This is a genomic window from Natrinema sp. CGMCC1.2065 (assembly GCF_051225675.1).
Lineage (GTDB): Archaea > Halobacteriota > Halobacteria > Halobacteriales > Natrialbaceae > Natrinema > Natrinema thermotolerans.
Genome location: NZ_JBPJSJ010000010.1, coordinates 45,581 through 69,948, shown reverse-complemented (window position 1 = coordinate 69,948; position 24,368 = coordinate 45,581). Strand labels below are relative to the sequence as shown.

Sequence of the window (24,368 nt, the reverse complement as noted above, 5' to 3'; positions counted from 1 at the left end):
GGCGACCGGTTTCAGACCAGCCCGACGCTCCACGCCGCCGCGACGAACAGGGCGACGGCGTAGGCGACGTCCGCCCACAGCCGCGAGAGAAGGTTCGCGAGGTAGATCACGGCGACGATCGGCACCCCAACGAGGACGCTCGGCGATCGTCGCCACTCGGCCCGCGAGCGGTTCCAGAGCGTCCGCGCGTCCCCGGTACTCGGAAAGGCCTGCGTTCCGATCGCGAGGCCGAGCCAGCCAAGCACCACTCCGGCGGCCAGCGTCGATCGCGGGGCGCTCCCGACGGCGTCGAGCCCCGCGACGATCGACGCCAGTCCGACGAACAGGCCGAACGCGACGGCGCTGTTGACGAGAAACGGCGCGACGCTGATGACAAACGACTCCCGATAGCGCTCGGGCTGGCCGTGGCGGACGTACCCAGGCGGGTTCCCGAGTCTGAAGTACGCGACCTCGAGGACGGGCACCCCGACGAGCCGGCAGGCCGTCTCGTGGGCGAGTTCGTGGACGACGACGCCCGGCGCTGCGAGCAGCCGGAGCAGAAGCCGAACCAGTGCCCCGATCCCGAGGAGTACTGTCGCCAGTACCGCGACCGCGACGACCGCCGCGAGGACGTACGTAACCGTCTCCGGGTTCACGACCGCCGAACAGTCCCGTAACCGTATAATTCTTCGCCTCGAGACGGTCGACGAACTGGCCGCCTACTCCCCACGGACTCGAGCGACGTACAGCGTCCCCGTCTCGATCGTTTTCCGTTCGACCGGCACTGCAGACGGGTCGCCGCCCAGCGTCGTAAACAGGAAATCGGCGTCGGTGGTCCGGGCTACCTCGAGGGCCGGGCGATGCAGTTCGGGCGGCAGGTTCCGCGCGTAGATCGCGTCCGCGTCGGCGTAGACGGACGGCTCGGGATTGACGATGTCGTCGCGAACGAACGCCACGCCCGTCGGCACGTCGCGCTCGTGGACATCCGTCGCGGTGACGGCGACCCCGCGGTCGGCCAGCGCTCGCGCTAGATCGGTCCGGCGGCCGATTCCGATCTCGACGACGCGATCGTAGTCCGCGAGGACCTCGAGCAACGCGTCGGGATTCCGGCGAGAGTGGGCCACGGCGGGACGTTTATGCCACCCGCGGCCATAGCCCTTGCTATGCTCGTCGATATCGTGCCGGTCGGCAGCGTCCCCGCCGAGGTCAAGCGGGCGGCCTCCGCCGCGTTGCGATCGGTCTACGACTGCGACGTCTCGATCAACGACTCGCAGTCGGTCCCCAACGGTGCCTACGACTCCGACCGGAACCAGTACTCCGCCGAGACCTTCATCCAACTCGCCGAACGGGTCGGTCGCGGCGAGAAAAACATCGCGATCACCCCCCACGACCTCTTCTATCGGCGGCGAAACTACGTCTTCGGACTCGCCTATCTCGACGGCAGCGGCAGCGTCGTTTCGACCTACCGACTGCAGACCTCGAGCGACGGCGGCTTCTCGAATCAGAGCGCTGCCGACATCTTCGAGGACCGCGTCCGCAAGGAGATCGTCCACGAGATCGGCCATACCTACGGCCTCGAGCACTGCGACAACAACCGCTGTGTGATGAACTTCTCGCCGACCGTCCGCGAGGTCGACATCAAAGAGGAGAACCTCTGTGGCAGCTGTCAGCGACTGATGGGCTGACTCGACTCGCGCCCCGTTTTCTCGATATCCGGTCTCAGCTCCCCATTCTCACGACAGGACGAACAGGGCCGCACCGACGAGCCCGATGCCGGTAAACGCCATCGCCGTCCAGAACGGGACGGGACCGGGTTCGGGGGCCACGCCGTCGGTCGAGAGCGACTCGGCTGCGACCCCCAGCGTCTGTCCGACACCGCTGACCAACAGTACTCCAGCGATGGTACTGTTCCCGCGTCTGGCGAGCAGTAGCAACGCGACCGACGTGAGGAGACCGCCGGTAACGGCGATCGAGAGCCGATAGAGTCGGACCCTGTCCATAGCCGTTCGACACGCTTTCCGCCAAAATAGTTGGAGTATAAACACTTTGGCCGGCAGCCGGCTCGAGGCCGAACTTCGAATCCCGGCGTCAGGGCGCGTAGTAGTACTCGCCCTCGCTTTTCTGCTGGCGGTCCAGCTGGGACTCGGGCTTGTTGATCCGCGGTCGGGACGTGCGCTCGTCCCGGCGGAACGTGACCTCGAGGTTCGCGAGGAACTCGTTCATGCCGTCGCGCATGGACTGGGGCTGGCCGGCACGGCCCTGGACGGCGGGCTCGCCGTCGAAGACCATCAGCCGGTCGGCGAGCAGGTCCATCATGTAGATGTCGTGGTCGATGACCAGCACGGTGGCGTCTTGCTGTTCGGCGTAGCGCCGGATCGCCTTCGTGGCCTGGACCCGCTGTTCGACGTCGAGGTGGGCCGAGGGTTCGTCGAGCAGGTAGAGGTCGGCCGAATCGGAGAGACAGGCCGCGATGGCGACCCGCTGGCGCTCCCCGCCCGAGAGGTCCGAGAGGTTCTGCTCCATGATCCGCTCTAACTGCAAGGGCTGGGCGATCTCGGTGTTCCAGTACGAGGAGCCGAACTGGTCGGTAATCGACGAGAGGAACGCATCGACCCGCATGTGCTGGTCGATGGTGACGTACTGGGGCTTGTAGGAGATGTCCAGATCGAGGTCGGCGTCGCCCTCGTCGGGCTCGAGGTTCCCTGTTAACAGTTTCGCGAAGGTCGACTTCCCGATCCCGTTGGGACCGACGACGCCCAGGACTTCGTTCTCCCGGATCGTGCCGCCCTCGACCTCGAGGGAGAACTCGCCGTCGCCGTAGCTCTTGGTGAGGTCGGGATACTCGACGAGCGTATCGGCACGGCTCACGCTCCGTGGTGCGTGTTCCTCGAACTCGATCGGGTTCGGTCGGATCCGCATGTTCTCGTTGTCGAGATAGCCCGAGAGGTACTCGTTGATCCCGTTGCGGACGGACTTCGGCGAGGTGATGACCCCGTACGCGCCGGGTTCACCGTAGGCGACGTGGAGCGTGTCGGCCAGCAGGTCCAAGATTGCGAGGTCGTGTTCGATGACCAGCATCGACTTGTCCTCCTCCTCGGCGAGTTCCCGGATCAGCCGCGCCGCGGTAACCCGCTGGCCGATGTCGAGATACGGCGTGATCTCGTCGAGGAAGTAGAAGTCAGTGTCCCGTGCCAGCGTCGCCGCGATGGCGACCCGCTGGAGTTCCCCGCCCGAGAGGTCGTCGATCGACTGGTCCATGACCGGCCCGATCTCGAGGCGCTCGACCAGCGAGTCGAGGGCACCGCGCTCGTCGGTCCGCTCGAGCAGCTGGCGGGTGTTGCCGTCGAAGCTCTCGGGGATCTGGTCGACGTACTGGGGCTTTCGCGAGATCGTCACGTCGCCGTCCCGGACGTCCGCGATGTAGTCCTGCAGTTCGGTCCCCCGGTAGGCTTCCAGCACCTCGTCCCAGCCCGGTTCCTCCTCGTGACGGCCGAGGTTGGGCTCGAGTTCGCCGGCCAGAATGCGGACGGCAGTGGTCTTCCCGATCCCGTTCGGGCCGAGAATGCCGGTGACCTGTCCCTCCTGTGGAGCTGGCAGACCGTACAGCGAGAAAGCGTTCTCGCCGTAGCGATGGACGGGCTCGTCCTGTAGTTCCTGAGGGAGGTTGATGATCTCGATGGCGTCGAACGGACACTTCTCGACGCAGATGCCACAGCTCTCGCCCAGACAGATCTCCTCGGAGATGTGGATCTGCTCGGGCTGGCCCTCCGCTGCCTCCTCGCCCCGCAGGGTGATACACTCCTTCCCGGTCCGGTTGGGCGGGCAGTAGTTCTTGCACTCGTAGCCACAGCGATCGGGCTGGCACCGATCGAGGTCTACGACGGCGATGCTGTCGTCGGCCATGTTAGCCCGTGACCTCCGCCGTCAGCAGGATTCCCCACGTCACGAACCACAGCGAGAAGGTCATGAACGCGACGAAGAGGTAGTGTTTCGCCCCGAACTCGTCGCCGTAGATCCCCGCGGCGTTGATGACGACGTACTGGAGCAAAATTGCGCCGAGGACGAACGCGAGCGCCTGCGTGTTCTGGGCGGCCTCGGCGGTCGTTCCGACCCAGGTAGTAGACGCAAGCGCCGCGCCGACGCCCAGCAACGCCGACATCGCGGTGACGCTGACCGAGCGAATGTGTTCGCGCCGGTCGCTGATCGATTCGGTCGACATGGATTGATGTCCGTCTTCGGGTGTGAAAAGGGGTTCGGGTTGGTCTCGAGTGGCTCTACTGTATCGCTCAACCTCATTATACTGAAAAATGTAAATGAGATCTCATTTCGGCCTCGCCTATGGTGTAGCGAATTGGGGGATAAAATCTAAAAGATTCTTAAAATATAACCGAATAGTGGATTATTGTATTATGATCATATGTCATCTAGCGTAAACCGGACTGCTTTCCGATTCTGGAAATCTAAGATGATCTCGACGTTTTGCCCACTCATATCTACTGCGTTCCCATTCTTCCCGCTAGTGAACTCGTCCAATGTGAACGTCGCTGTTTCTCCCGCTCCGATCGTTGCGGAAGTGTCTAGTTCATATGATCCGCCCCGTATTTCGATTCCCGCCTTGTTTCCGCCGGCGTTTAGTGACCCTTGGGTGGTTCCACCGATATCGATCTCCAGCTCGTTGCCTTTTTTAGCGTCAACTCGATCCGCATAACCACTTGGTTCCCGTATCTCGATATGAGTTACTGTATCCGCTTCTTCGCCCGTGTTTTTGAGATTATAGATAACGACGCTATTCTGGTTACCCGATACGGTTTGGGCAGTAATCTCGAGATCGGTGTTTTCTATTTGTTCGTATTCTTGCGTCGGATCACCGCCTCCAGTGTCGCTACTCTTGCAGTCGAAGTCAACTCCCGTAACGGTGATCGGCCTGTCTTCAACTGTGACATTTCCGCCTTTTGCCTGAACAAGCGTAATTGTCACGTCGGCTTGCCCCTTCGCTTCGACTTCCCCGGAACAGGCAAGCGTAACTTCTTTTTGGTTATTCTGTTGGATGCCGTTTTCGTAGAGGTCTATTCTGTTTGAAACCGTGAATAAACCGCTGAGATTATTGCCGCTATTATTGTCTTGGACAGCCGTAATTTCGACGTCGACTCGGCTGATATCAGCATTGAGGTTGTTAGTTAACTGCACTACGTCGGCATCAGTTCCTTGCCCCTTGTTGCTGATTTTAGTTGTCCCATCGTAATAGTTCCCGTCGATCCCGACAAGGGCGTTCTCGCTACCGGCGACTGACACTTGGGTTGCTCGGTCAGCTGCGATGGTACTAAATCCAAATGTTGGACCGCTCATGACAACCACTCCGAGAAGGATGAGGAGAATACTCAATGCTGTAAGTTTCCGTCCCATGATTTACGGTGGCTTCTCTATCTCGCCTAGTCTCATCCTCCGGTTCTGCACTATATGAACGACCGCTGAGGCGGCAAAGAGTCCAAATGTCAATGTCGCCCAGCCGAGTTCCGGTATCGTCTTAGTCGGAATAACCTCGAGCCACAACCCAGCCATCACGACCGCACCGACCGCCGACAGGCCCAGATAGTAGACGCCCCACGGGACCGAATCGCCGGGAACGATGTCCAGATAGACGTCCAACTCGGCGGCCTCGTCGGTGAGTTCGATCGTCCGATCGTCGAACTCGATGACGTCGGCCCGCTCGAGCGTGGGGAGGTGGGTCTGTTGTAATGAGGTGTAGACCCGCTTTCGCTCGGCGGAGGTGATCTCGTCGACCTCCTTCTCGAGTTCCCAGGCGGCGACGTGTTCGGCGAGATCGCCCAGCGTGACGGGACCGTCCTCTCGCTTGCAGTAGTGGATCGCGTACCGGCGACGCTGGTTGCTCAACAGGTCGAAGATTTCGCCCTCCCGCGACTGATCGTCCTGACCTGTCGCCCCCGCTGTCGCTGGTTTGCTCTCGCTGGTTGTCCCCATCCCCCTGTATATGTGAATATTGGTGTTGTTGATACATAACGCTTGTTGCTGATCAAGTCACATCTGGACACTATTCACAATGCTTAGCGTCCGATTCTGGTAAAGGGCTGACTCGATTCCGAAACGACTACTCTAGCCCTTCGAAACGAGAATCAGGTCTCCACAACAGAGTCACTCACATTGGACGGGAATCTCCCGCTCGAGTTCGACGGTGATCGTGCCGTCGCTGGTCTCGAGGTCCATCGTGAGATCCGTACTGCTGCTTTGCTGAGAGCCAAACCATGCGTCACACCGAAGCGTCCCTTCGACGATGTACTTATCATTGGCCATCGTAATCTTCACCTCTTGCAGGGACGGATAGTCCGTATTTTCGGTCGACATATTGAGACTTCCCTCCGTTACCTCGAGTTCCGAGGACGGTGTTTGATCGGTGATTCTAACAAGTTTGACATTCGTATATTCATACACCGTACCTTCTCGGATATTAAATTCCAAATTCCCGTTTTCTTCGACCAGACTGATCGGTTCTTTTTCGATCCCGACAAGCGCGTCTTCATCGGATGCGGTTTCGACATTCACTCCTCGATCGGCACTCATCAAGTCGAACGCACCGTTCGGTGCGGCGAGTATGAGCCCGCCGATGAGTATCAATCCGAGACTGAGGGCCCTGAGTGATCGCATGGTATGTCTTGATTTGGAGCGGGGTTCGGTTGCTTCTGTTCGCTTTCGTCGACAGTGGCCTGCGACATTGAGGTCAAATCATAGAGGGATGGGGAGACTCCGTTTCAGCCGAAGACGGGGGGAGACAGCCACAGCGCTCCCGTCAGCCGATAACGATGTGGTCGGCGTCGACATCAACGCCAGTTTCGCCCGTCATACCGCCCGTCACGTCGTTGTCAGATGTCCCGGTTCCGACGTCGGGCCCTGCGCCTTCGTCGGCGTCTCCCTCGAGGCTTGGATCGACTTCGTCGGGCCCGTCGCCTGTCTTGCTACCGTCACCGGTGTCGACATCGGTCGACTCGCCGCCACCGGGCATGATCGTGATACTGGGCGTTCCGGGATCGACACCCGCACGTTCGACCTGCACGTATACGATCAGATCGTTGAAGTCCGGGTCATTGGGTTCATCCTCGGGGGCCGAGATCGCCTGGTCCCAGAGCGCGTCAATGTCATCGTCGTCACACCCTTGCCCACAGTTGGCCGTATTTTCGAAGAGGAAGACGAACTCGCCAGGTCCGAGATCGAGTTCGTCCTCGTCTTTTACCAGCCCTCGTTCCTCGAGGGCCTCGGTGGCACTGATCTGTTGGTCCGCACCTGCAGGAAGTGCCGGGATCGTATTGTTCTCCGCGCTTCGAACACGGACGTTCTGCAGGTTCTGTCCCTGTGATGCATCGATCGGACCGAATACGGAGGTTGTCGGGACGTTGTTACACCATTCGAGCGATCGATCTTCTGGATCCGAGTAGTGTGGTAACTCGTCGGGGTCTGTATTTTGGTCGGCACACAGACTGTATCTGGTATTTCTGAGGGTGAGTTCCGTCTCGCTCTCGACCGTGAAGTTATACGTGTAACTGTCACCAGTCTTGTCCTGCCACGTCGGCCCAGTATTGATGTTATCGCCGCCGTCTGGGTTTTCGAAGGAGTGTTCTGTTCCGCCGTTCGCGACCACGTCCAGCGTCATTGGCGCGAGTTGATGGACGTACTCGTAACCGAACAAGAAACTCCCGCGTCTGGCGTTCCTGGAGACTTGTGACCCAACGACATCGACACTCACGTTCGCGTCGTCGACCTCACCCAGACCGACCCGGCCAGGATCGATCCCAGCATCAACGGTGAAGTTTGTCGTTTTAACTCCGTCCTCAGTTTGAATCGTTGCCTGATACTCTCCATCGAGCAGTTTGGTCCCGTTGAATTCCATCTCGATGGTGTCCGACTCGCCGAAGGACCGGTTGGCTTCTCCTTCGAAGATTCGTCCGTACGGACTTTCATCCTCGAGTTCGGCCGGCATCTCGTCGAGATATTCGAGATCTAGCGTTACGGTCTGTGAGCCGGACTCGACGCCGGTATTTGCCAGATCGGCCGTAATGGTGACGTTCTCATCATCCGTGACGTTCTCGTTCGACAGCACGAAGTTCGTTCCCGGCTTGCCGACGTAGAACGATCCGGGTTCTCTCAAGCCTTCCTCGCCGGCCGTGACGTTGTACTCGTAGACCGTCCCGGCCTCGAGATCGTGTTCGTCGGGATCGACGGTAAACGAGACCGTCTCTTGCTCGCCGCTTTCGAGTGTCGTTGGTTCGGGCATAGTGATTCCGGCGTCCGGAACCGTCAACGTGACATCTCGTGACTGCTCGTCGGCGTACGTGTTCTCGACGACGGCTTCGACGGTGAACGGTCCCTCGTCGGTGACGATCTGATCGTCCCCGACGCCGTTGTCCTTGACGACCGTGAACGCGTCTTCGACCTCTCCGGTGGCCCCTCCGATGATGGTCCCTGTTGCAGTGTCGTCTCCGGTCCGAACTTCGAACTCGTTTGGCTCGTAGGGCAGTGCGGATTTGTTGACCGTCCAGGTGACTGTCCCGGTTGCCCCGTAGTCGAGGGTCAACTCCTCGCTTGCAGTGACATCATACTCATCGAAGTCGATGGTCACGGTGCGGTCGCCCTCCTCGATACCGATGTTCGTGATCTCGGCGCTAATAGTCGCGTTGTCGCCATCAGCGGGCGTTGTTTCGATGTCGTTGACGGTAAAGTTCGATCCTGGTTCGCCGAGGTAGAACTCTCCCGGGTCCTCGAGCGTGTCGTCGATATCACCGGACTCATCGAGTGTTTGGAGCGTATACTCGTATGTCTCGCCGGGCGAGAGGTGATCCTCGTAGTTGTCCGAGTCGATTTTGACCGATCGGTTTCTCTCCTTGTTGCCGGGAACAGCACCATTGCCGCCCTTGCCCTTACTCTTGCTGTTTTCCGAGACGACTGTCCCACCATCAATTGCGACGCGCATTGTCGGTGGGGTGACCCTGTCGCTTCCGGTGTTATTCAGCGTTGCTTGGAACTGGAGATCATCCCCGAATTTGACCGGCTGCGTGTTTCCGCTGGTGTGTTTGAGTCCGTTGTCGGACTCGATCAGCAGCGATGCGCTATCGACCGGCGTCCTGACGTTCTCGATTTGGACGATGACGTCTTCGGTGGCCGGTTTGTGGGTTACGGACACCTCACTGTACTCGTCCGCACCGACTGCGTCCTCGAGATACGTCGCCCATCCCTCGTGGTACGTACTGTCTTCGATGCGGAACTCGATCGAGGTCGCGTCGCTACAGGCTCTGGCACGAGTGTTGATCGTCTCGGTTAGCTCCGTCGACCGGCTGTGGTTCGCTCTCGCAACCGTGCCGCTCGATCCGAAGTCGTCCTCCTCGAGTTCCATGATCTGGAGCTGCAACGAATCATTGTCGTATCCGATATTGGGCTCCGAGACAGTGCTGACGCCGCGATCGGTTTTCTCCCAGATACCGCCACCCTGATGGGCGATCGTTCGATCGTCGAGTTCGAACTCGAGTGCGCGGAGTTCTCCCTCGACGGGGGCACACGTACGACTCCCGCTCGACGCGTTATACCACCTGACGGAGATATTCCCGTCATCGGTGATCGTCGGTTCGTTCCCCTGCATCTCATCGATCGGCAGTGGCTGGTCCGATCCCGTCGTCGCGACGGTCGTTAGCCTGTGATCGATTTCCATTGCGAACTGCTGGGTCCGTTCACTGTTCGCTTCCGATTTGATTGCATCGAGCATCGCCGAACCGGCGACGAAGACGAGCATCGCACCCATTATTACGAGTGCGAACAACAGGACGATTCCAACGAGCGGACTCGCGCCACGGTCCTCCGAGTCCTCCCGCTGGGAACCATCCCGATTTCTTTCTCCCACCATTACTGAATCTCTTACTCAGTAACTACTTTCCTACTATAAAAATGCGCATCGTCGTTGAAATATCGTAACCTGGGGAGGAGTTACAAGTACATCTTGAGTGCTGTCGAGCGGCACCAACCGATCGTTGAAATCCGAAGTAAACGGGACTGAGCGTTCTCTCAGTAATCTCGAGCGAAGTGGGTCCTGCTTGGCGGAGATGTGCGGTCTCAATATCGATGACGAGCCGCGTCACATTCGGGGGCTGATTGCGACACTTCAGGTGCTACTTGTGGGCCCCGAGCGGATTCTAACTGCATTCAGGGGGCCCTTGAACGACCGTATGGCCGATCTTGCGCCCGTTCTGGGTACTCAATACAAAGTGGGTATGGTTCATGGAAGCAAGTAGGAACTGCGTTCCGGCACCCCTCGCGGGGCGGTGCTGGGGCGCGGAACGGAGACCATAACCATGAGAATGAATCGACGTAATGTGTTAGTTGGACTGGGTACGATTGTCGCGGGTGGCGGCGCCGCACTCGGTACGGGTGCATTTAGTACGGTTGAGGCTGACAGAACAGTAAACGTTAGCACTGCGACTGATTCGGAGGCACTACTCGCGATCGAGGTCGCTGCTGGCCACGGCACCGCGACAGATGGTGAAGCATCGATCAATCTTGACAATCCGGGGAACTCTAGTGGGCTGAATGTCGAAGCCCGCACTCGATACAACGCTATTTTAGCACTGACGAATCAGGGTTCTGACCCAGTCTCTATATCACTTGATAGCGCTTCAATCGCCGATGGCACTATTAATGGTGAGAGTATCGATTCTACAACCACGGAGAGTGTTAGCTCAAACACAGTCGGTATTGACCTGATTGCCGACGAGAGCTATTCTGATGGTGACTTGGAGGGACGATTTAATGATAGTTCGACTGCCGACGATGGCTCTGGTAGTACGGGTACCGTAGCCACTAATGTGTCAGAAGTATCACAAGGAGAGACTGCTGTATTCGATATTGTGATTGAGCTGAGGGGAAGTGGGATCAGTGATGGTTCTACTTTCGATATCGATCTGACAATCAGCGCTACTTAACTCAAAATATCATCTAAACCTTGAGAGCGGCCTAAATCCGCTACAGGATTATAATTAAAGACGTATGCGATCCAAGTCCGAATGCATTCTACTAGAATCTTACTCATCGCCGCTGTAATCTTTTTTCTCTTCGCGCTCGCAGTGCCGACTGCGGCGATCACGTTGGGTGAGGATACAGCGAGCGACAATGTCGCTCTCGGGTCAGTCGACGACCAGTATGCGACAGTTGAAGACGGCAAACTCCGACTCAACCTCGAGGCCCTCAACGACCGCGCAATCACTCGCGCGGACGATGTCTTCGCAATTACTGTTACCAGCGACGACGTTGAACGCATCTGGATCGAGAACGACGTTCCCGGCCTCACCTTCTATCGGGACGGCGATCCGGGTGCGACGATCAGCGAATCGCGCCCGCTCACGCCGACCCCGGGCTCGAGGACCAGCATCGGCGTCGCGGTCGACACGCACGAGGCGGTCAGCGGGACGGAGACGTTCACGGTCGTCGCGCAGTACGGAGATGAGGACGAGGCCGAAACCGAGTCCGACATCGACGGCTCGAACCTCAGCGTCTCGCCGACGGCCGTGAAAGCGGGCGAGACGGTGACGGTCAACGCGACCTACCGAAACGACGGCGACGGATGGGGGACCGAGACGGTCCGGCTTACTGTCGATGGGGCCGTCGTCGATCAGCGAACGGTCGCCCTCTCCTCGGGCGAGGAAGAGACCGTCAGCTTCGAGCGGCGCATGGAGTGGTCCGGCACGTACGACGTGGGGATCGAGGGGGTCGGGTACCAGTCCGTGACCGTCGCAGGCCCGCAGGTCGAGGTCTCGAGCGCCACCATCGACGACGCCACGATCACTGCCGGCGAGACCGCGGACGTCCGGGTGACAGTCCGGAACCCGTCCGACAGACGGATCGAGCGCACGCTCGAGCTATCGGTCGACGGGATCGTCGTCGATACCCGAACCGTTTCGATCCCGGCCAACGGCGAGCGGACGGTCTCCTTCCGGCGGTCGTTCGACGAGCCGGGAACCTACGCGATCGCGGTCAGCGGCGTCGACGCGGGGACGGTAACCGTCGAGGAGCGGGCCGGGTTCGACATCCGGAACCGCGAACTGTCGCCGATGACGACGGCGGCGCTCGCGCCGCCGGCGACGGCCGGATTGCTGTTCCTGGCGATCGCTGCGAACCGGCGCTGGTCGTTCGTCCGGTAGGTCGCGAACTCGGGTCGCCACGGAAGCGGGTCGGCAGCTCTCGCGAGTTTTATACTTCACCGGACATATACTTGGATCGAGGCGTCTGCTACCGATGACAGTCACTCACCGATGACAAACTCGACGCTCGTCACACGGGGGCTCGGTTCCCTCCTCGCGCTGGTCGTAATCTTGCTGGTGGTCGGCCAGCTGCTGGGCCAGCCGATTCTGCTCGGCTACGTCGCGACCGGCAGTATGGAGCCGGAAATCGACGCTGGCGACGGCTTCGTCGCCGTGCCCAGCGTCGTGACTGGCCCGGTCGAGGAGGGGGACGTGGTCGTCTTCCAGGCGCGGGATCTCAACGGCGGCGGGCTGACGACCCACCGCGTCGTCGACGAGACCGAAGAGGGGTACGTCACGAAAGGGGACGCCAACCCCTTTACCGATCAGGACGGCGGCGAACCCCACGTCACGGAGGGACAGATCGTCGCCGAAGCCTGGCAAGTCAACGGGAAGGTCGTGACGATCCCGCATCTGGGTACCGCGATCATGGGATTCCAGAGCGCCGTCCAGAGCGGCGTCGAGACGATCACGTCGGTGTTCGGCGTGACGACCGGCTCCTCGAACGGGCTCGGTGCCTTGCTGGTCGGGGTCGGGGTCGCGATGCTCGGGTTCGGGACCCTCCTCGAGCGACTCGGACCGGGCCGCCGTGAGACGAGCAGGTCCCGCTCGCGGGAGAACGTGATCGCGTTCTGGACGGCGCTGGGCCTCGTCTTGCTCGTGTTCGTGACCTTCGCGACTGCGGCGATGGTCGTTCCGTCGGGCACCACCGAGTACGGTCTCATCAGTTCCGAGTCACCCACCGACGATCCACAGATCGTCGCGCCCGGCGAAACGTCGGAACTGACCCGGACGATCGACAACGCCGGCTACCTGCCGATCGTGGTCGCTCACGAGGCCGAGAGCGGCGGGATCGGCGTCGAGCCGCGGTCGCAGACGATCGGGATTCGTGACAGCGGGGAGGCGACGGTAACGCTGTCGGCACCCGAGCAGACGGGCGAGTACACGCGTCACCTCGGCGAGTACCGGTATCTCGCCGTGTTGCCACCATCGGTACTGCTCTGGCTCCACGGCCTCCATCCGCTCGCGGCCATCGCGGCGGTCAACGTCGTCATCGTCGGGATCGCGGTCGCGATCGTACTGCTGCTGTTCGGCAGCGACGACATCCGAGTTCGGTCTGCGGGGAGTCACGTCCCGCTGTCGACCCGTCTCAAGCGTCGCGCTCGGCGATGGGTCCGTGATTGGAAATAACGTTTCGTTGTTGCAAATACCACGGAAAGGCCACTATCCTTATAGTGGTCTGTTTCTTTCACTTAGTCATGTATTGTCCCGAAGGCCGACCAGTTCGACCCCGATCGGCTCGTACGGAGCCGAGTGGTCGACTGGCCGGCCGGGACACCGGGGGACACAGGGATGACCGATAACCCGCGTCTCGAGTTGCTGTTGGCCAAGCACGGTCGGACCATCGTGATCGCACTGATCGCGGTCGGCGTGCTGTCGATCGCCGCGACGGGGTGGGCCGTCGCTAATCCGGACACGACGACCGCCCCACAGTACGCCGAGGAACGCGTGACGACCGACGGGAGTACCAGCGCCGTCGTCACCGAGAGCGGGACACTGTGGACGGAGGGCCAGCGGCTCTCGGACAGTGCCGTCTACCTGCTGAACGCGACACCGGAGCTGACGCTCGAGGCCGAAACCCGACTACGAAACGAGACCGGCGGGGCCCCCGTCGAGTCGGGGGACGTGACACACGAACTGGGACTGCGCTTCCAGGCGACCCGTGACGGCTCGCCGTTCTGGAACGAGACGACGACGGTGTTGCGCGAGTCGCCGTCGGTCGAGAACGGCGTCGCCACGTCGAACGCGACGATCGACGTCGAATCCTACCGCCGCCAACAGCGCCAACTCGAGAGCGAACTCGGCGGGATCGGGACGGTCGAACTGGCCGTGGTGCTTCACACCGAGTACGACACCGGCACCCATCAGGGGACGCTCACGACCACCGCGCCGATGGAGATCACCGACGAGGCCTACTGGCTCGAGGGCGAGCTGTCGGAGTCGACGCCACACCGCTACCGCAGCGGGACCGAGCGGACGACCACGTCCCGCAGTCCGGCGATGATCGGCGGCCTGTCGCTGCTGGGGACGCTGTCGCTCGCCGGCGCGGCACTGGTCGTGCGCCGCTCGTCGGGCGACATCGAGGCCGCCCGCCGGGCGCTTCACGAACGGCGGTACGCCGAGTGGATCTCGCGGGGATCGATCCCGATGTGGATCGGCGACTACCACGTCTCGCTCGATACGCTCGAGGACGTCGTCGACGTCGCGATCGACACGAACGAGCGCGTCGTTCACGACACCCAGCGCGGACTGTTCGCGGTGGTCAACGACGGCGTGGTCTACTACTACAGCGACCGCGGGCTCTGGGAGGAGACTGCGTGGCCGGAGATGGACCTGGAGGCGAGTCCGGCCGTCATCGACGGCGACGGCGACCTCCCCACGCAGGATCTGTCGGAACTCGACACGAGCAACGAGTTCGCCGCGCCCGACGACCCGGACGGGTTCGAGGACGACGAAGAGGTCTGGGAACAGCTCTGAGGATCCCACGGTTTCGTCGTGACGGTGTCGCTGTTCTTATCGCGCCGTCGCATCGAACTGGCTACCGTTTGCATACGACCGAACGTTTTCGGTCCGACACCGATTCTGTATCTGAACCGAATTCCTCCCTATTGATCATAAACGAAATCCATATATGGCCGTTCTGCAAAATTTGATCCGTATGGAAACGCCACTCATTGTCACGGACTTTCTCGAGCAGGCCCGTTCCCATTACGGGGACGAGGAGGCGATCGTCGGGGCGGACGGCGAACGGTTTACCTACGCCGAGTTCGGCGACCGAGTCGATCGCTTCGCGGCGGCGCTGCAGGACCGGGGGATCGAGAAGGGCGATCGCGTGGCCGTGCTGGATCCGAATACCCACTACCACCTCGAGGCGGCCCACGGCGCGATGGGGATCGGTGCCGTGCATACGCCGCTGAACTACCGGCTCGAGCCCGACGACTACGAGTACATCCTCTCGGACGCGGGCGTCGACGCCATTTATGCCGACTACGAGTACGCCGAGAAGATCGAGGCGATCCGCGACGACGTGCCGACCGAGACGTTCATTACGAACGACGCTGCTGCCGTCGAGGGCGACTGGGAGAGCTTCGACGCCGTCCTCGAGGATACGGCTCCGGAGTATGACCGCCCCGAGATGGCCGAAGACGAGGTCATTACGATCAACTACACGTCGGGGACGACGGGGGATCCGAAGGGGGTCTGTCGCACGCATCGGACGGAGACGATCCACGCCTACCTGATGTCGATCTATCACGAGATCACCGACGACGACACCTACCTGTGGACGCTGCCGATGTTCCACGTCAACGGGTGGGGCCACATTTACGCGGTGACCGGGATGGGCGCGACCCACGTCTGTACGCGCGGGGTCAACGCCGACGACGTCGTGTCGTCGATCCGTGATGAGGACGTCTCCCTGCTCTGTGCGGCCCCGGCGGTACTCAATCAGTTGATCGATTACTACGAGACCGAGGGCGAACCCGAGATGACGGGGACGAATCCGGTCCGGGTCACGACCGCGGGCTCGGCACCGCCGGAAGCGACGATCCGTGCCGTCGAGGACCGCTTCGGCTGGTATCTCAAGCACCTCTACGGAGCGACCGAGACAGGGCCGCTGATCACCATCTCCGACGCGAAGCGGCTGATCGACGATGGGAATCGCTTCGAGATCAAGAAACGGCAGGGGATGGGCGTCCTCGGGACCGACGTCCGCGTCGTCGACGAAGACGGCAACGACGTCCCCCGCGACGATCAGACGCTGGGTGAGGTCGTCGTTCGGGGCAACCAGATCATGGACCGCTACTGGAACAAGCCCGAGGCGACAGAGGAAGCCTTCAACGATCGCGTCGAGGGCTACTACCACACCGGTGACCTCGCCACGATCGACGAGAACGGCATGATCGCACTCCGCGATCGGAAGAAAGACATCATCATCTCCGGCGGGGAGAACATCTCGAGCATCGAGCTCGAGGACACGCTGTTCGATCACGAGGCGGTCGCAGATGCGGCCGTCATTCCGGCGCCGAGCGACGAGTGGGGCGAGACGCCGAAGGCCTTCGTCGTGCCGTCGAACGGCGATCCGACCGATCCGCCCGTGTCGGCTGAAGAACTGACCGCGTTCACCCGCGAGCAACTCGCGGGCTACAAGGTCGTTCGTCGGGTCGAGTACGTCAAGGAACTCCCCAAGACTGCGACCGGCAAGACCCAGAAGTACGAACTCCGCCAGCAGGAGTGGGCCGACGAGGACCGAATGATCGGCGAGGGGTAACGTCTCGTCCCGTTGATTCCCGTCTTTTTTGACGCGTTTCGATCGATCGGTGCCGTCACGCATATCATCCGCTGTAGCGACTCACGGGGCACTTTACTCGGCGATATATATAGAATCCTATCGTGGTTCGATCCAGGGTAAGGCTCAACTTTTATACTGCTGGGGCCTTTCGAATCGTAATATGGCAGAGACCGACGGGGAGGAAATCGAAGACTTGCCACCGAGCGCGAAACTCGTCTTCAAGGTTCTCGAGTACGACGGGCCGCTGACGCAGAAACAGATCGTCGAGGAATCGATGCTCTCGGCCCGGACGGTACGGTACGCGCTCGAGCGCCTCGAGGAGATCGGGATCGTCGACGAGGACATCTACTTCGCTGACGCCCGTCAGAGCCTCTATCGGCTCGAGGAACCGGTCGCCGCCGACGGTAACGGCGTCGAGGAGTCCCCGAAAAAGGACGCCTGCTGCGCGGAGTAATCGGTCAAACGGCAGTCTTATTTTCCAGCCGTGACCGTCCCCGATATGGACAAAGAGCGGCTCCCACGCTGGGGCTGGCTGTTGATCGGCCTGTTTCTCGCGGCGCTGGTCGCCAACCTACTCAATCTCGTCGTGTTAGTGCCGACCGTCTTCCCCGAGGCGTACCGATCGATCACGGTCATCACGACCATGTCGCCGGTGTTGATCTACGTCGGCGTCTGGTACGACGAGGATCGGCAAGGCTACTGGCGACACTCGCGGGCGCGGATCGTCGGCGATGTCCTCTACGTCGTCACGGGGGCCGCGATCGGGTCGGCGATCGTCCTCGTGGCGCTGGTCGATCGGGGGCTGCCGCCGTTCCTGCTCGACGTCCTCGCGATGGGTGCCGGTTTCCTGCTCTCGTGGGGGCTGTTCTGGTGGCGGAATCCGGATCTGTACAGCACCGACGACGAGCGCTGAACCACAGCGGACTGTGTCCCCGCCGAGCGCGATCAGCCGGCCGAGCGGTCGTCACCGCGACCGGCGAGTCCCGGCGTCGGCGGCGTCGCCCGCTTGTGATCGGTGGCGACGTACAGCGACGCGATGTCGGCCGCGGTCTCGCGGTCGATCCGCAACCCTTTCATTGCCTCCTCGAGCGGACGACCCTCGTCGACCAGCCGGACGAGCAGGGGATCGATGACGTCGTAGCCTGCTCCGAGTTCGCCGGCGTCGGTCTGGGTGGCCCAAAAGCCCGCCGTCGGCTCCTTGCTGACGATCCGGCGGGGAAGGCCGAGGTGTTTCGCGAGCGCGCGAACCTCCGTCTTGTAGCAGTCGCCGAGCGGATAGCTGTCGGCGGCGCCGTCGCCGTATTTGGTGAAATAGCCCAGCAGCCGCTCCGAGCGGTTCGCGGTCCCGATCACGAGCCGCGACTGACAGTTCGCGGCGTAGTAGGCGGTGACCATCCGTAGCCGCGCGACGGCGTTGCCAATATCGTGGGGCCGATCGTCGTCCCCCTCGTCGGCGGTCCCGAGTCCGCCCGCGACCGTTTCCTCGAAGGCCTCGAGCAGCGGCCGTAACTGGATCTCCTCGAACTCGATGCCCATCCCCTCCGCGAGGGTACGGGCATCGCTGACGTGTGTCGCCTCGGTCTTGTGACAGGGCAGTCCCAGTCCGAGAACGTTCTCGGCCCCGACGGCTTCGACCGCTAGTGCCGTCGTTACCGTCGAATCGATCCCGCCGCTCATCGCCACGACAACGCCGCTTGCATCCGCGTCGTCGACTCTCGTCTCGATGTCCGCGACGATCCGCTCGTGCATCGCCTCGAGCGACCGGTGATCCGTCAGAAACGGCCCGTTCGATCGCTCGATTCCCGAATAGACGAACGTCGTCCTATCTGCACTCATCCGTTGGAATCACTCCGTTGTTCACACTGAATGCAGACGATTGTCTTCTATATGAATCTAATCCTTAAACACCTAGTTACAATGTCTGTGTCGACGATGCACATGGTCTGGTATCTGGGGAATCAGCTGATCATATATCCACTTTCCCCACGCAGACGTCTCCGTTTCGTCCGATCGTAGTCTCCCACTCGACCGGACCGATGGTCACCGGTCGGGAGGGTCGTCGCTTCCTACGAGGAGAGATATCGACCGACGGCGTAGACGACACAGGAACTGATCGCCGCCGCGGTACCGACGACGATCACGGGGACCGAGATGCCGGTCTGTCCGTAGGGGTTTCGCGGCGCGGATTCGACGACCGCGCTGACGGTCTCGGCGCCGGCGTGGCCGAGCAGGAAGAACCCAACCGTGATCAGGATCGCGAAGCCGCCAGTTGCCAGTCCGAACATCGAGGCCACGTCCTCGACGTTTAGCAGCGCATGTACCTGCGACTCCGAGAGTGAGGGTTCGTACCGCCGACGTGCGATCGCTACCGCGACGAGACAGGCTGCAGTCCCCAATTCGATGCCGCCGGCGTAGACACCGACCCAGAGGACCAGCGGCGACGACCATAACGGGTCGCCGCCCGGAAACGTCGCTTGTACCGACGACGGATAGGTGGCGACGATCGGAACGACGAGTGCGATCGCAAACAGCAGGCCGCTCTGATAGACGAGCTTTTGCGGAATTCGGCGCTTGATAAGCGCGTATCGCTCGACTCTGAGTCGTTCGTACGTTGATTCACCGAGGAGTGCGTCCGCGATCGGATCGTTCGGATCAGGCGAAGTCATCGGTTGTGGCGGGTGTTTCGGGCTCGGGGTATGCGATCGGACACAGAACACCCCAAAATACGCTGCGGTTTCACTCCCTACGTCGAATTTCTTGACATACACGCTACGATGGGTGTTATTTTCGTTAGGCTCAAGCGGTATGCATTGTCCCTCCATAGCAATCACCATGGCCGCAACAGTTGGCCCAGAATCCATTTGGCTGTGGATCGGCACGATCGGAATGACCCTCGGAACCCTGTACTTTGTCGGGCGCGGACGTGGCGTTCGCGACCGGAAGATGCAGGAGTTCTACATCATTACGACCTTCATTACGACCATCGCCGCTGCGATGTACTTCGCGATGGCGACCGGCTTCGGCGTCACCGAAGTCGTAGTCGGCGACGAGGCGCTCACGATCTACTGGGCGCGCTACGCCGACTGGCTGTTCACGACACCGTTGCTGCTGCTCGACCTCGGACTGCTGGCAGGGGCGAACCGAAACACGATCGCGACGCTGATCGGACTCGACGTGTTCATGATCGGGACCGGCATGATCGCGGCGTTCGCCGCCACCCCGGGCACCCGGATCGCCTGGTGGGGCATCAGCACCGGCGCCCTGCTCGCCCTGCTGTACGTCCTCGTCGGAACGCTCTCTAAGGACGCGCGCGGTCGGTCCCCCGAAGTCGCGTCGCTGTTCGGTCGGCTGCGCAACCTGGTCATCGTGCTGTGGCTCCTCTACCCGGTGGTCTGGATCCTCGGTACGGAGGGGACGTTCGGCATCCTCCCGCTGTACTGGGAGACCGCCGCGTTCATGGTACTCGACCTCTCGGCGAAGGTCGGATTCGGCGTGGTCCTGCTCCGGAGCCGCTCCGTCCTCGAGCGGGTCGTTACGCCGACGGCCGCGCCGGCCTGAGAACACAGCATCGACGCCTGATGGTCGGCTTCGCGGGGCTGTCTCGTGGCCGACCCGCGGTCGGTTTCGTTTGCCGGTTCGAACGCGAGTTCCCGCCGGACGACGCCCTCGAGCGGAGCTATGCGGCCGCGGGTACGACGACGGCCGATCGACCCTAACCAGTATGGACGCGGCAGTATTCCGCTCCCGTCCGTAATGTCGGTCACGGCGGTCCCGGCTCCCGCTGGTCACTGACAGAGACCGCCGATACGCCCATGATCTCCCCGCTTACGTACTTCGGAATCCACCTCACCTTGCTGCTACCGCCAATCCTGATTCTGGGATGGCTCGCGGTTCGGCGTGATCGCGCCTGGTGGGGCGTTCGCCCCCTCTCGGGTCTCGTGATCATGATCGCCCTCGCCGTCGTCTATACGACACCGTTTACGAACCGCCTCATCCCCGCCGGCGTCTGGTGGTACGGGGACGGTGCCGTCCTCGCGACCGTCTGGTATACGCCGATCGAGGAGTACCTCTTTTTCGTTCTTCAGCCGATACTGACGGCGCTCTGGCTGTTTCAGGTACGACCGAGCGCCGATCTATCGCTGGCGATCCCCCGACCCCATCGCCTGCTCGGCGTCGCCGGCGGGCTGGCGATCGCCGTCGTCGGCCTGCTGCTGCTGCTGCTCGGCGATATCTCGACGTCCTATCTCGGTTGGTTGTTCCTCTGGGCCGGGCCGGTCCTCGCCATCCAGTGGGGGTTCGGGCTGACGTACCTGTGGGACGTTCGCCGGTCGCTGCTGGTCGCGATCGCCGTCCCGACGCTGTACCTCTGGGTCGTCGACCGGATCGCGATCGAACTCGGCGTCTGGGTCATTTCCGATACCCACACTACCGGGTACGGACTCCTCGGGCTCCCGATCGAGGAGGCGCTGTTTTTCCTCGTAACCAATCTCTTCGTCGTCCAGGGTATCACCATGTACATCTGGGTCCTCGACAGAATCGACGGCGTTTCGGCGGTGACCGGTGCGTCTCCACGGCTTCCGACGAGTTCCGATGACCGGTGACACGATCGGTCGGCGGGCCGATGTGCGAGCGAGTACCGAGAGCCGATCGCGAGCCGCTCGGCTGACCCTCGGTTTCGGTTCGTCGCTTGCCGTCGCTGCCGTAGCGACGATCGCGTTCGGGTCGCCGCCGCTCGTCTACCAGTACGTGCCGCTGGCGCTCAGCGTCCTCGTTCTCGGACTCCCCCACGGTGCCGTCGACCACCTCGTGTTACCGCGGGCTCGAGACAACCCAGTAACGCCGCGATCGCTCGCGTCCATCGGCGTCCTCTACCTGCTCTTCGGATCCGCCTACGCCCTCGTCTGGGTTCTCGCGCCCGTCGCCGCGTTCGTCCTGTTTCTCCTCGTCACGCTCGTCCACTGGGGGCAGGGTGACGTCTATGTGCTTCTCGAGTTCCTCGGTGCCGACCACCTCGAGACGCGGGCCAGTCGACTGCTTGCCCTCCTCGTCAGGGGCGGTCTGCCGATGCTCGTCCCGCTGGTCGCCTTTCCGGCGCAGTACGCGTTCGTCGCCGAGACGATCGTCGGGCTGTTCGACCCCGGCGCGGCGACCGCGCTCGAGCCCCTCTTCGAACCGCCGGTTCGGGCGGCCGTGGCGGTCGGATTCGGATCCCTGATCGCACTCTTGCTCGCCCTCGGGGTCCGCCGAACGAGCCCCGGCGAGCGGCGGCCGTGGCTCGTCGACGCCGCGGAGACGATCGGCCTCGTCGGCTTCTTCGCCACCGTCCCGCCGATTCTCGCCATCGGGCTCTATTTCTGTTTCTGGCACTCGCTCCGGCACGTCCTCAGAACGATGCTCGTCGATCCCGTCGCCAGCGCGGCCCTCGAGCGCGGAGCGACCCGGACCGCCTTCCGGTGTTTCGCCAGGGACGCGACGCCGCTGACCGTCGCCGCGCTGGGCGTCCTCGTCGGTATCTGGTTCGCCGTCCCCCGGACGCCCGCGACTGTCCCCGACGTCCTCGCGGTCTATCTGGTCGCGATCGCCGTGCTGACGCTTCCGCACGTCGTCGTGGTCGCGCTGCTCGACCGGGAAGCGGGGATCTGGTCACCCTGAGTCGAGACGCCGGTCGCTCGCGAAAAAATCTAGACCCAAAAGCCGCTCACTCGCTCCGCTCGTTCACGGTCGGTTCCCTACGAGGGAACGACCGTCACTGGATCCTTCCGGTCGATCGCCCGCTCGAGTTCCTCCGCGATCCCGCTCCCCCTCGAGACCTGAATCTCGCCGCCGCGGCTCACCGTCGCGGTAAACAGGTACTCGCCGCCGGCCTGAATCTCGACGGTTTCGCCGTGGTTGCCGTCAACGGGGATGACGATGTGTCGGGAGGTGATCTCCGGCTGTACCATCTGGCCGGCCTGGGAGCCGCCACCGCCGCCGTTGGCGCTGGCACCGCCGCCACCGCCGCCCGCGCCGTAGTTGGGGTTCTCGTCGTGGGTCCGGACGTCGATGTCGATGCCCAGTCGGTTCTCGACGTCGGTGATCCGACCGCCGCCCTTGCCGATGACGCTCGAGATGTCGTCCTCCTCGACGTAGACGACGGCCTTGTCTTGGCTCTTGAGTTCGACGTCGACGTAGCCTCGCGCGATCGAGCGGATCTCGCGCTCGATCTCCTGTTTCGCGATGCGGTCGACGCCGGACTCGGTTCCGGGGCCGCCGTCCTCGTCGTTGAGCGGGACGGTGACGACCTGGCGGTTGAAGGTGTAGATCTCGTACTCGGGCTCGCCCGTCTGGAAGTTCGTCACCTGAATCACGGGGCGGGCGAGGTCCTCCTCGGTGAGCCCCGCGGGGACCTTGACCTCCGTCTTCACGTCGTAGACGGTCTCGACCTCGCCGGCCTCGATGTAGACGACGGTGTCGACGACCTGCGGGATCATCCCGAGTTCGACCCGGCCGACCAGGCGCTGGAGGGCGTCGATCGGTCGCGTCGCGTGGACGACGCCGAGCATGCCGACGCCGGCCAGGCGCATGTCCGCGAAGACCTCGAAGTCGTCGGTCTTGCGGACCTCGTCGTAGATCGTGTAGTCCGGCCGCACCATCAGCAGGGCGTCGGCGGTCTTGGCCATCTCGCCGCCCAGTTCCGTGTACTGGGTGATGTCGGGGCCGACCTGCAGGTCACGCGGCTTCTCCATGGTCTTGACCGAGTAGTCGTGATCCGCGATGTAGCGGGCGACCGCCTGCGCGAACGTCGACTTCCCCGCCCCGGGTGCCCCCGAGATCAGGACGCCGCGCTGGCGCTCGAGCAGTCGTTCTTTGAGTTCGTCGGCGTGTTCGTAGTCCTCGATGTCGGTCTGGGCGATCGGCCGGACGGCGGTGATCTCGATGCCGTCCGAGAACGGCGGTCGGCCGATCGCGATCCGGTAGTCGCGGAACTGGACGATCTTCATCCCGGGCTCCGAGAGTTCGATGAAGCCGTCCGGGGACTCCTTGGCACCGTCGACGACCTCGCGGGCGTACTCGTCCATCGTCGCCTCGTCGGTGGGTTCGTCGGCGATCGGCTCGTAGACCATCGCGCCGAGTTCGCCCCGCTTTGCTTTGGGGACGGTGTCGGTCTTGAGGTGGACGCTCATCGTCTGCTCGTCGAAGAACTCCTCGACGGCGAGCGTCCCGACTTCCCGTACCTCGGGGGAGACGTGTTCGACGTCGAGCCCTTTGGCCTGTGCGACCTCGGCCTGGACGACGTCGCTAGTGACGAAGGTCGCCTCCAGCTCCTCCGCGAGGTCCCGGATGAGGGCGTCGATCTCACCCTCGGAGGCGTGGCCCCGCTCGATGGCGTTAGGCCGCTCGCCGACGTACTCGAGGTCGACGACGCCGTCGTCGGCCAACTCGGCCAGCCGCTGGAGTTCCTCGAGACCGTCCCAGCCGCTGTCGATCCCGTCGTTTGCCTGCGCCTCGAGTTCCGCGACGACTGCCTCGGGGACACAGATCGTCGCTCCCTCGAACTGCCCGTCTTCGATTGTCGCCGAGACGCGGCCGTCGATGACCACGCTCGTATCCGGCACGACGTTCATACGTAAACTGGTCGACGTACGCCTATAAGGGTGTTCACAGCGGCTCCGTGCCGTTCGATCCCGTTCCCCACGCTTTCTTCGGAACTCGCGTCCAATTCCTATTCCGCGGGAACACTCACGGAACTTAATGAACCGACCGAACACGTT

The 24,368-nt window shown here is 62.2% G+C and carries 23 protein-coding genes; 11 read left to right on the top strand and 12 right to left on the bottom strand.

What is annotated here, in order from left to right:
- Positions 1-11: 11 nt before the first annotated feature.
- Positions 12-635, bottom strand: coding sequence for a metalloprotease family protein (locus ACSBP4_RS11945; protein ID WP_084158278.1), 624 nt, complete (start codon positions 633-635; stop codon positions 12-14).
- A 63-nt stretch (positions 636-698) separates the two neighbouring features.
- The gene (locus ACSBP4_RS11940) at positions 699-1,103 is read right to left on the bottom strand and encodes a UPF0146 family protein (RefSeq protein ID WP_435552334.1); all 405 of its coding nucleotides are present in this window, start codon (positions 1,101-1,103) and stop codon (positions 699-701) included.
- 39 nt (positions 1,104-1,142) lie between these two features.
- Between ACSBP4_RS11940 and ACSBP4_RS11935 the strand changes: the two genes are divergently transcribed.
- The gene (locus ACSBP4_RS11935) at positions 1,143-1,664 is read left to right on the top strand and encodes an archaemetzincin family Zn-dependent metalloprotease (RefSeq protein WP_006648042.1); all 522 of its coding nucleotides are present in this window, start codon (positions 1,143-1,145) and stop codon (positions 1,662-1,664) included.
- Between the two features lie 48 nt (positions 1,665-1,712).
- Here the strand turns inward: ACSBP4_RS11935 and ACSBP4_RS11930 are convergent, their stop codons facing one another.
- The 7 genes from ACSBP4_RS11930 to ACSBP4_RS11900 form a co-directional block, all read right to left on the bottom strand.
- Positions 1,713-1,979 carry a hypothetical protein gene (locus tag ACSBP4_RS11930; RefSeq protein ID WP_435552333.1) on the bottom strand — a complete coding sequence of 89 codons (267 nt, stop codon included), beginning with the start codon at positions 1,977-1,979 and terminating at the stop codon, positions 1,713-1,715.
- A gap of 88 nt (positions 1,980-2,067) precedes the next feature.
- Positions 2,068-3,882, bottom strand: coding sequence for a ribosome biogenesis/translation initiation ATPase RLI (locus tag ACSBP4_RS11925; protein ID WP_435552332.1), 1,815 nt, complete (start codon positions 3,880-3,882; stop codon positions 2,068-2,070).
- Between the two features lies 1 nt (position 3,883).
- Positions 3,884-4,198: a hypothetical protein gene (locus ACSBP4_RS11920; protein WP_435552331.1), complete on the bottom strand. Its 315-nt coding sequence runs from the start codon at positions 4,196-4,198 to the stop codon at positions 3,884-3,886.
- Between the two features lie 194 nt (positions 4,199-4,392).
- Positions 4,393-5,325: a hypothetical protein gene (locus ACSBP4_RS11915; protein ID WP_435552330.1), complete on the bottom strand. Its 933-nt coding sequence runs from the start codon at positions 5,323-5,325 to the stop codon at positions 4,393-4,395.
- 60 nt (positions 5,326-5,385) lie between these two features.
- Positions 5,386-5,958: a DUF7344 domain-containing protein gene (locus ACSBP4_RS11910; RefSeq protein WP_435552329.1), complete on the bottom strand. Its 573-nt coding sequence runs from the start codon at positions 5,956-5,958 to the stop codon at positions 5,386-5,388.
- A 171-nt stretch (positions 5,959-6,129) separates the two neighbouring features.
- Positions 6,130-6,339, bottom strand: a complete 210-nt coding sequence (locus ACSBP4_RS11905; RefSeq protein WP_435552328.1) for a hypothetical protein — start codon at positions 6,337-6,339, stop codon at positions 6,130-6,132.
- 442 nt (positions 6,340-6,781) lie between these two features.
- On the bottom strand, positions 6,782-9,880 hold the full coding sequence (locus tag ACSBP4_RS11900; protein WP_435552327.1) for a DUF7289 family protein: 3,099 nt from the start codon (positions 9,878-9,880) through the stop codon (positions 6,782-6,784).
- Positions 9,881-10,325: 445 nt separating this feature from the next.
- Between ACSBP4_RS11900 and ACSBP4_RS11895 the strand changes: the two genes are divergently transcribed.
- The 7 genes from ACSBP4_RS11895 to ACSBP4_RS11865 all read left to right on the top strand — a co-directional run bounded on the left by ACSBP4_RS11895 (position 10,326) and on the right by ACSBP4_RS11865 (position 17,530).
- Positions 10,326-10,952, top strand: coding sequence for a hypothetical protein (locus tag ACSBP4_RS11895; RefSeq protein ID WP_435552326.1), 627 nt, complete (start codon positions 10,326-10,328; stop codon positions 10,950-10,952).
- Between the two features lie 81 nt (positions 10,953-11,033).
- Positions 11,034-12,167, top strand: coding sequence for a CARDB domain-containing protein (locus tag ACSBP4_RS11890; RefSeq protein ID WP_435552325.1), 1,134 nt, complete (start codon positions 11,034-11,036; stop codon positions 12,165-12,167).
- 111 nt (positions 12,168-12,278) lie between these two features.
- The gene (locus ACSBP4_RS11885; protein WP_435552324.1) at positions 12,279-13,457 is read left to right on the top strand and encodes a signal peptidase I; all 1,179 of its coding nucleotides are present in this window, start codon (positions 12,279-12,281) and stop codon (positions 13,455-13,457) included.
- A gap of 162 nt (positions 13,458-13,619) precedes the next feature.
- Positions 13,620-14,804 (top strand): DUF5305 domain-containing protein, encoded by a 1,185-nt coding sequence (locus ACSBP4_RS11880; RefSeq protein WP_435552323.1) that lies wholly within the window; start codon positions 13,620-13,622, stop codon positions 14,802-14,804.
- 181 nt (positions 14,805-14,985) lie between these two features.
- Positions 14,986-16,596, top strand: coding sequence for a long-chain-fatty-acid--CoA ligase (locus ACSBP4_RS11875; RefSeq protein ID WP_435552322.1), 1,611 nt, complete (start codon positions 14,986-14,988; stop codon positions 16,594-16,596).
- Between the two features lie 181 nt (positions 16,597-16,777).
- Complete coding sequence (locus ACSBP4_RS11870) at positions 16,778-17,071, top strand: MarR family transcriptional regulator (protein ID WP_006180348.1); 294 nt, start codon at positions 16,778-16,780, stop codon at positions 17,069-17,071.
- Positions 17,072-17,116: 45 nt separating this feature from the next.
- Positions 17,117-17,530: a hypothetical protein gene (locus tag ACSBP4_RS11865; protein WP_049905377.1), complete on the top strand. Its 414-nt coding sequence runs from the start codon at positions 17,117-17,119 to the stop codon at positions 17,528-17,530.
- Positions 17,531-17,562: 32 nt separating this feature from the next.
- Here the strand turns inward: ACSBP4_RS11865 and ACSBP4_RS11860 are convergent, their stop codons facing one another.
- Together ACSBP4_RS11860 and ACSBP4_RS11855 are read right to left on the bottom strand one after the other, a co-directional pair.
- Entirely contained in the window at positions 17,563-18,453 is an 891-nt protein-coding gene (locus ACSBP4_RS11860; RefSeq protein ID WP_435552320.1) for an NAD+ synthase, read from the bottom strand.
- A 230-nt stretch (positions 18,454-18,683) separates the two neighbouring features.
- Positions 18,684-19,283 carry a hypothetical protein gene (locus tag ACSBP4_RS11855; protein ID WP_049965652.1) on the bottom strand — a complete coding sequence of 200 codons (600 nt, stop codon included), beginning with the start codon at positions 19,281-19,283 and terminating at the stop codon, positions 18,684-18,686.
- Positions 19,284-19,449: 166 nt separating this feature from the next.
- On the opposite strand from ACSBP4_RS11855, the gene ACSBP4_RS11850 reads away from it, so the two are divergent.
- From ACSBP4_RS11850 to ACSBP4_RS11840, 3 genes are all read left to right on the top strand, one after another.
- Entirely contained in the window at positions 19,450-20,175 is a 726-nt protein-coding gene (locus ACSBP4_RS11850) for a bacteriorhodopsin (RefSeq protein ID WP_435552319.1), read from the top strand.
- A 254-nt stretch (positions 20,176-20,429) separates the two neighbouring features.
- Entirely contained in the window at positions 20,430-21,218 is a 789-nt protein-coding gene (locus tag ACSBP4_RS11845; protein WP_435552318.1) for a lycopene cyclase domain-containing protein, read from the top strand.
- Complete coding sequence (locus ACSBP4_RS11840) at positions 21,208-22,269, top strand: Brp/Blh family beta-carotene 15,15'-dioxygenase (protein WP_435552317.1); 1,062 nt, start codon at positions 21,208-21,210, stop codon at positions 22,267-22,269. Before ACSBP4_RS11845 ends, ACSBP4_RS11840 begins: the two co-directional genes overlap by 11 nt.
- Before the next feature lie 77 nt (positions 22,270-22,346).
- Here the strand turns inward: ACSBP4_RS11840 and ACSBP4_RS11835 are convergent, their stop codons facing one another.
- Positions 22,347-24,221: a PINc/VapC family ATPase gene (locus ACSBP4_RS11835; RefSeq protein ID WP_049965656.1), complete on the bottom strand. Its 1,875-nt coding sequence runs from the start codon at positions 24,219-24,221 to the stop codon at positions 22,347-22,349.
- Positions 24,222-24,368: the final 147 nt, after the last annotated feature.

Coding starts and splice junctions, on each gene's coding strand:
- ACSBP4_RS11910 (WP_435552329.1), bottom strand. CDS start 5,958: ATGGGGACAACCAGCGAGAGCAAACCAGCGACAGCGGGGGCGACAGGT.
- ACSBP4_RS11935 (WP_006648042.1), top strand. CDS start 1,143: ATGCTCGTCGATATCGTGCCGGTCGGCAGCGTCCCCGCCGAGGTCAAG.
- ACSBP4_RS11875 (WP_435552322.1), top strand. CDS start 14,986: ATGGAAACGCCACTCATTGTCACGGACTTTCTCGAGCAGGCCCGTTCC.
- ACSBP4_RS11885 (WP_435552324.1), top strand. CDS start 12,279: ATGACAAACTCGACGCTCGTCACACGGGGGCTCGGTTCCCTCCTCGCG.
- ACSBP4_RS11905 (WP_435552328.1), bottom strand. CDS start 6,339: ATGTCGACCGAAAATACGGACTATCCGTCCCTGCAAGAGGTGAAGATT.
- ACSBP4_RS11865 (WP_049905377.1), top strand. CDS start 17,117: ATGGACAAAGAGCGGCTCCCACGCTGGGGCTGGCTGTTGATCGGCCTG.
- ACSBP4_RS11880 (WP_435552323.1), top strand. CDS start 13,620: ATGACCGATAACCCGCGTCTCGAGTTGCTGTTGGCCAAGCACGGTCGG.
- ACSBP4_RS11845 (WP_435552318.1), top strand. CDS start 20,430: ATGATCTCCCCGCTTACGTACTTCGGAATCCACCTCACCTTGCTGCTA.
- ACSBP4_RS11900 (WP_435552327.1), bottom strand. CDS start 9,880: ATGGTGGGAGAAAGAAATCGGGATGGTTCCCAGCGGGAGGACTCGGAG.
- ACSBP4_RS11850 (WP_435552319.1), top strand. CDS start 19,450: ATGGCCGCAACAGTTGGCCCAGAATCCATTTGGCTGTGGATCGGCACG.
- ACSBP4_RS11835 (WP_049965656.1), bottom strand. CDS start 24,221: ATGAACGTCGTGCCGGATACGAGCGTGGTCATCGACGGCCGCGTCTCG.
- ACSBP4_RS11915 (WP_435552330.1), bottom strand. CDS start 5,325: ATGAGCGGTCCAACATTTGGATTTAGTACCATCGCAGCTGACCGAGCA.
- ACSBP4_RS11860 (WP_435552320.1), bottom strand. CDS start 18,453: ATGAGTGCAGATAGGACGACGTTCGTCTATTCGGGAATCGAGCGATCG.
- ACSBP4_RS11895 (WP_435552326.1), top strand. CDS start 10,326: ATGAGAATGAATCGACGTAATGTGTTAGTTGGACTGGGTACGATTGTC.
- ACSBP4_RS11920 (WP_435552331.1), bottom strand. CDS start 4,198: ATGTCGACCGAATCGATCAGCGACCGGCGCGAACACATTCGCTCGGTC.
- ACSBP4_RS11840 (WP_435552317.1), top strand. CDS start 21,208: ATGACCGGTGACACGATCGGTCGGCGGGCCGATGTGCGAGCGAGTACC.
- ACSBP4_RS11890 (WP_435552325.1), top strand. CDS start 11,034: ATGCATTCTACTAGAATCTTACTCATCGCCGCTGTAATCTTTTTTCTC.
- ACSBP4_RS11870 (WP_006180348.1), top strand. CDS start 16,778: ATGGCAGAGACCGACGGGGAGGAAATCGAAGACTTGCCACCGAGCGCG.
- ACSBP4_RS11930 (WP_435552333.1), bottom strand. CDS start 1,979: ATGGACAGGGTCCGACTCTATCGGCTCTCGATCGCCGTTACCGGCGGT.
- ACSBP4_RS11925 (WP_435552332.1), bottom strand. CDS start 3,882: ATGGCCGACGACAGCATCGCCGTCGTAGACCTCGATCGGTGCCAGCCC.
- ACSBP4_RS11855 (WP_049965652.1), bottom strand. CDS start 19,283: ATGACTTCGCCTGATCCGAACGATCCGATCGCGGACGCACTCCTCGGT.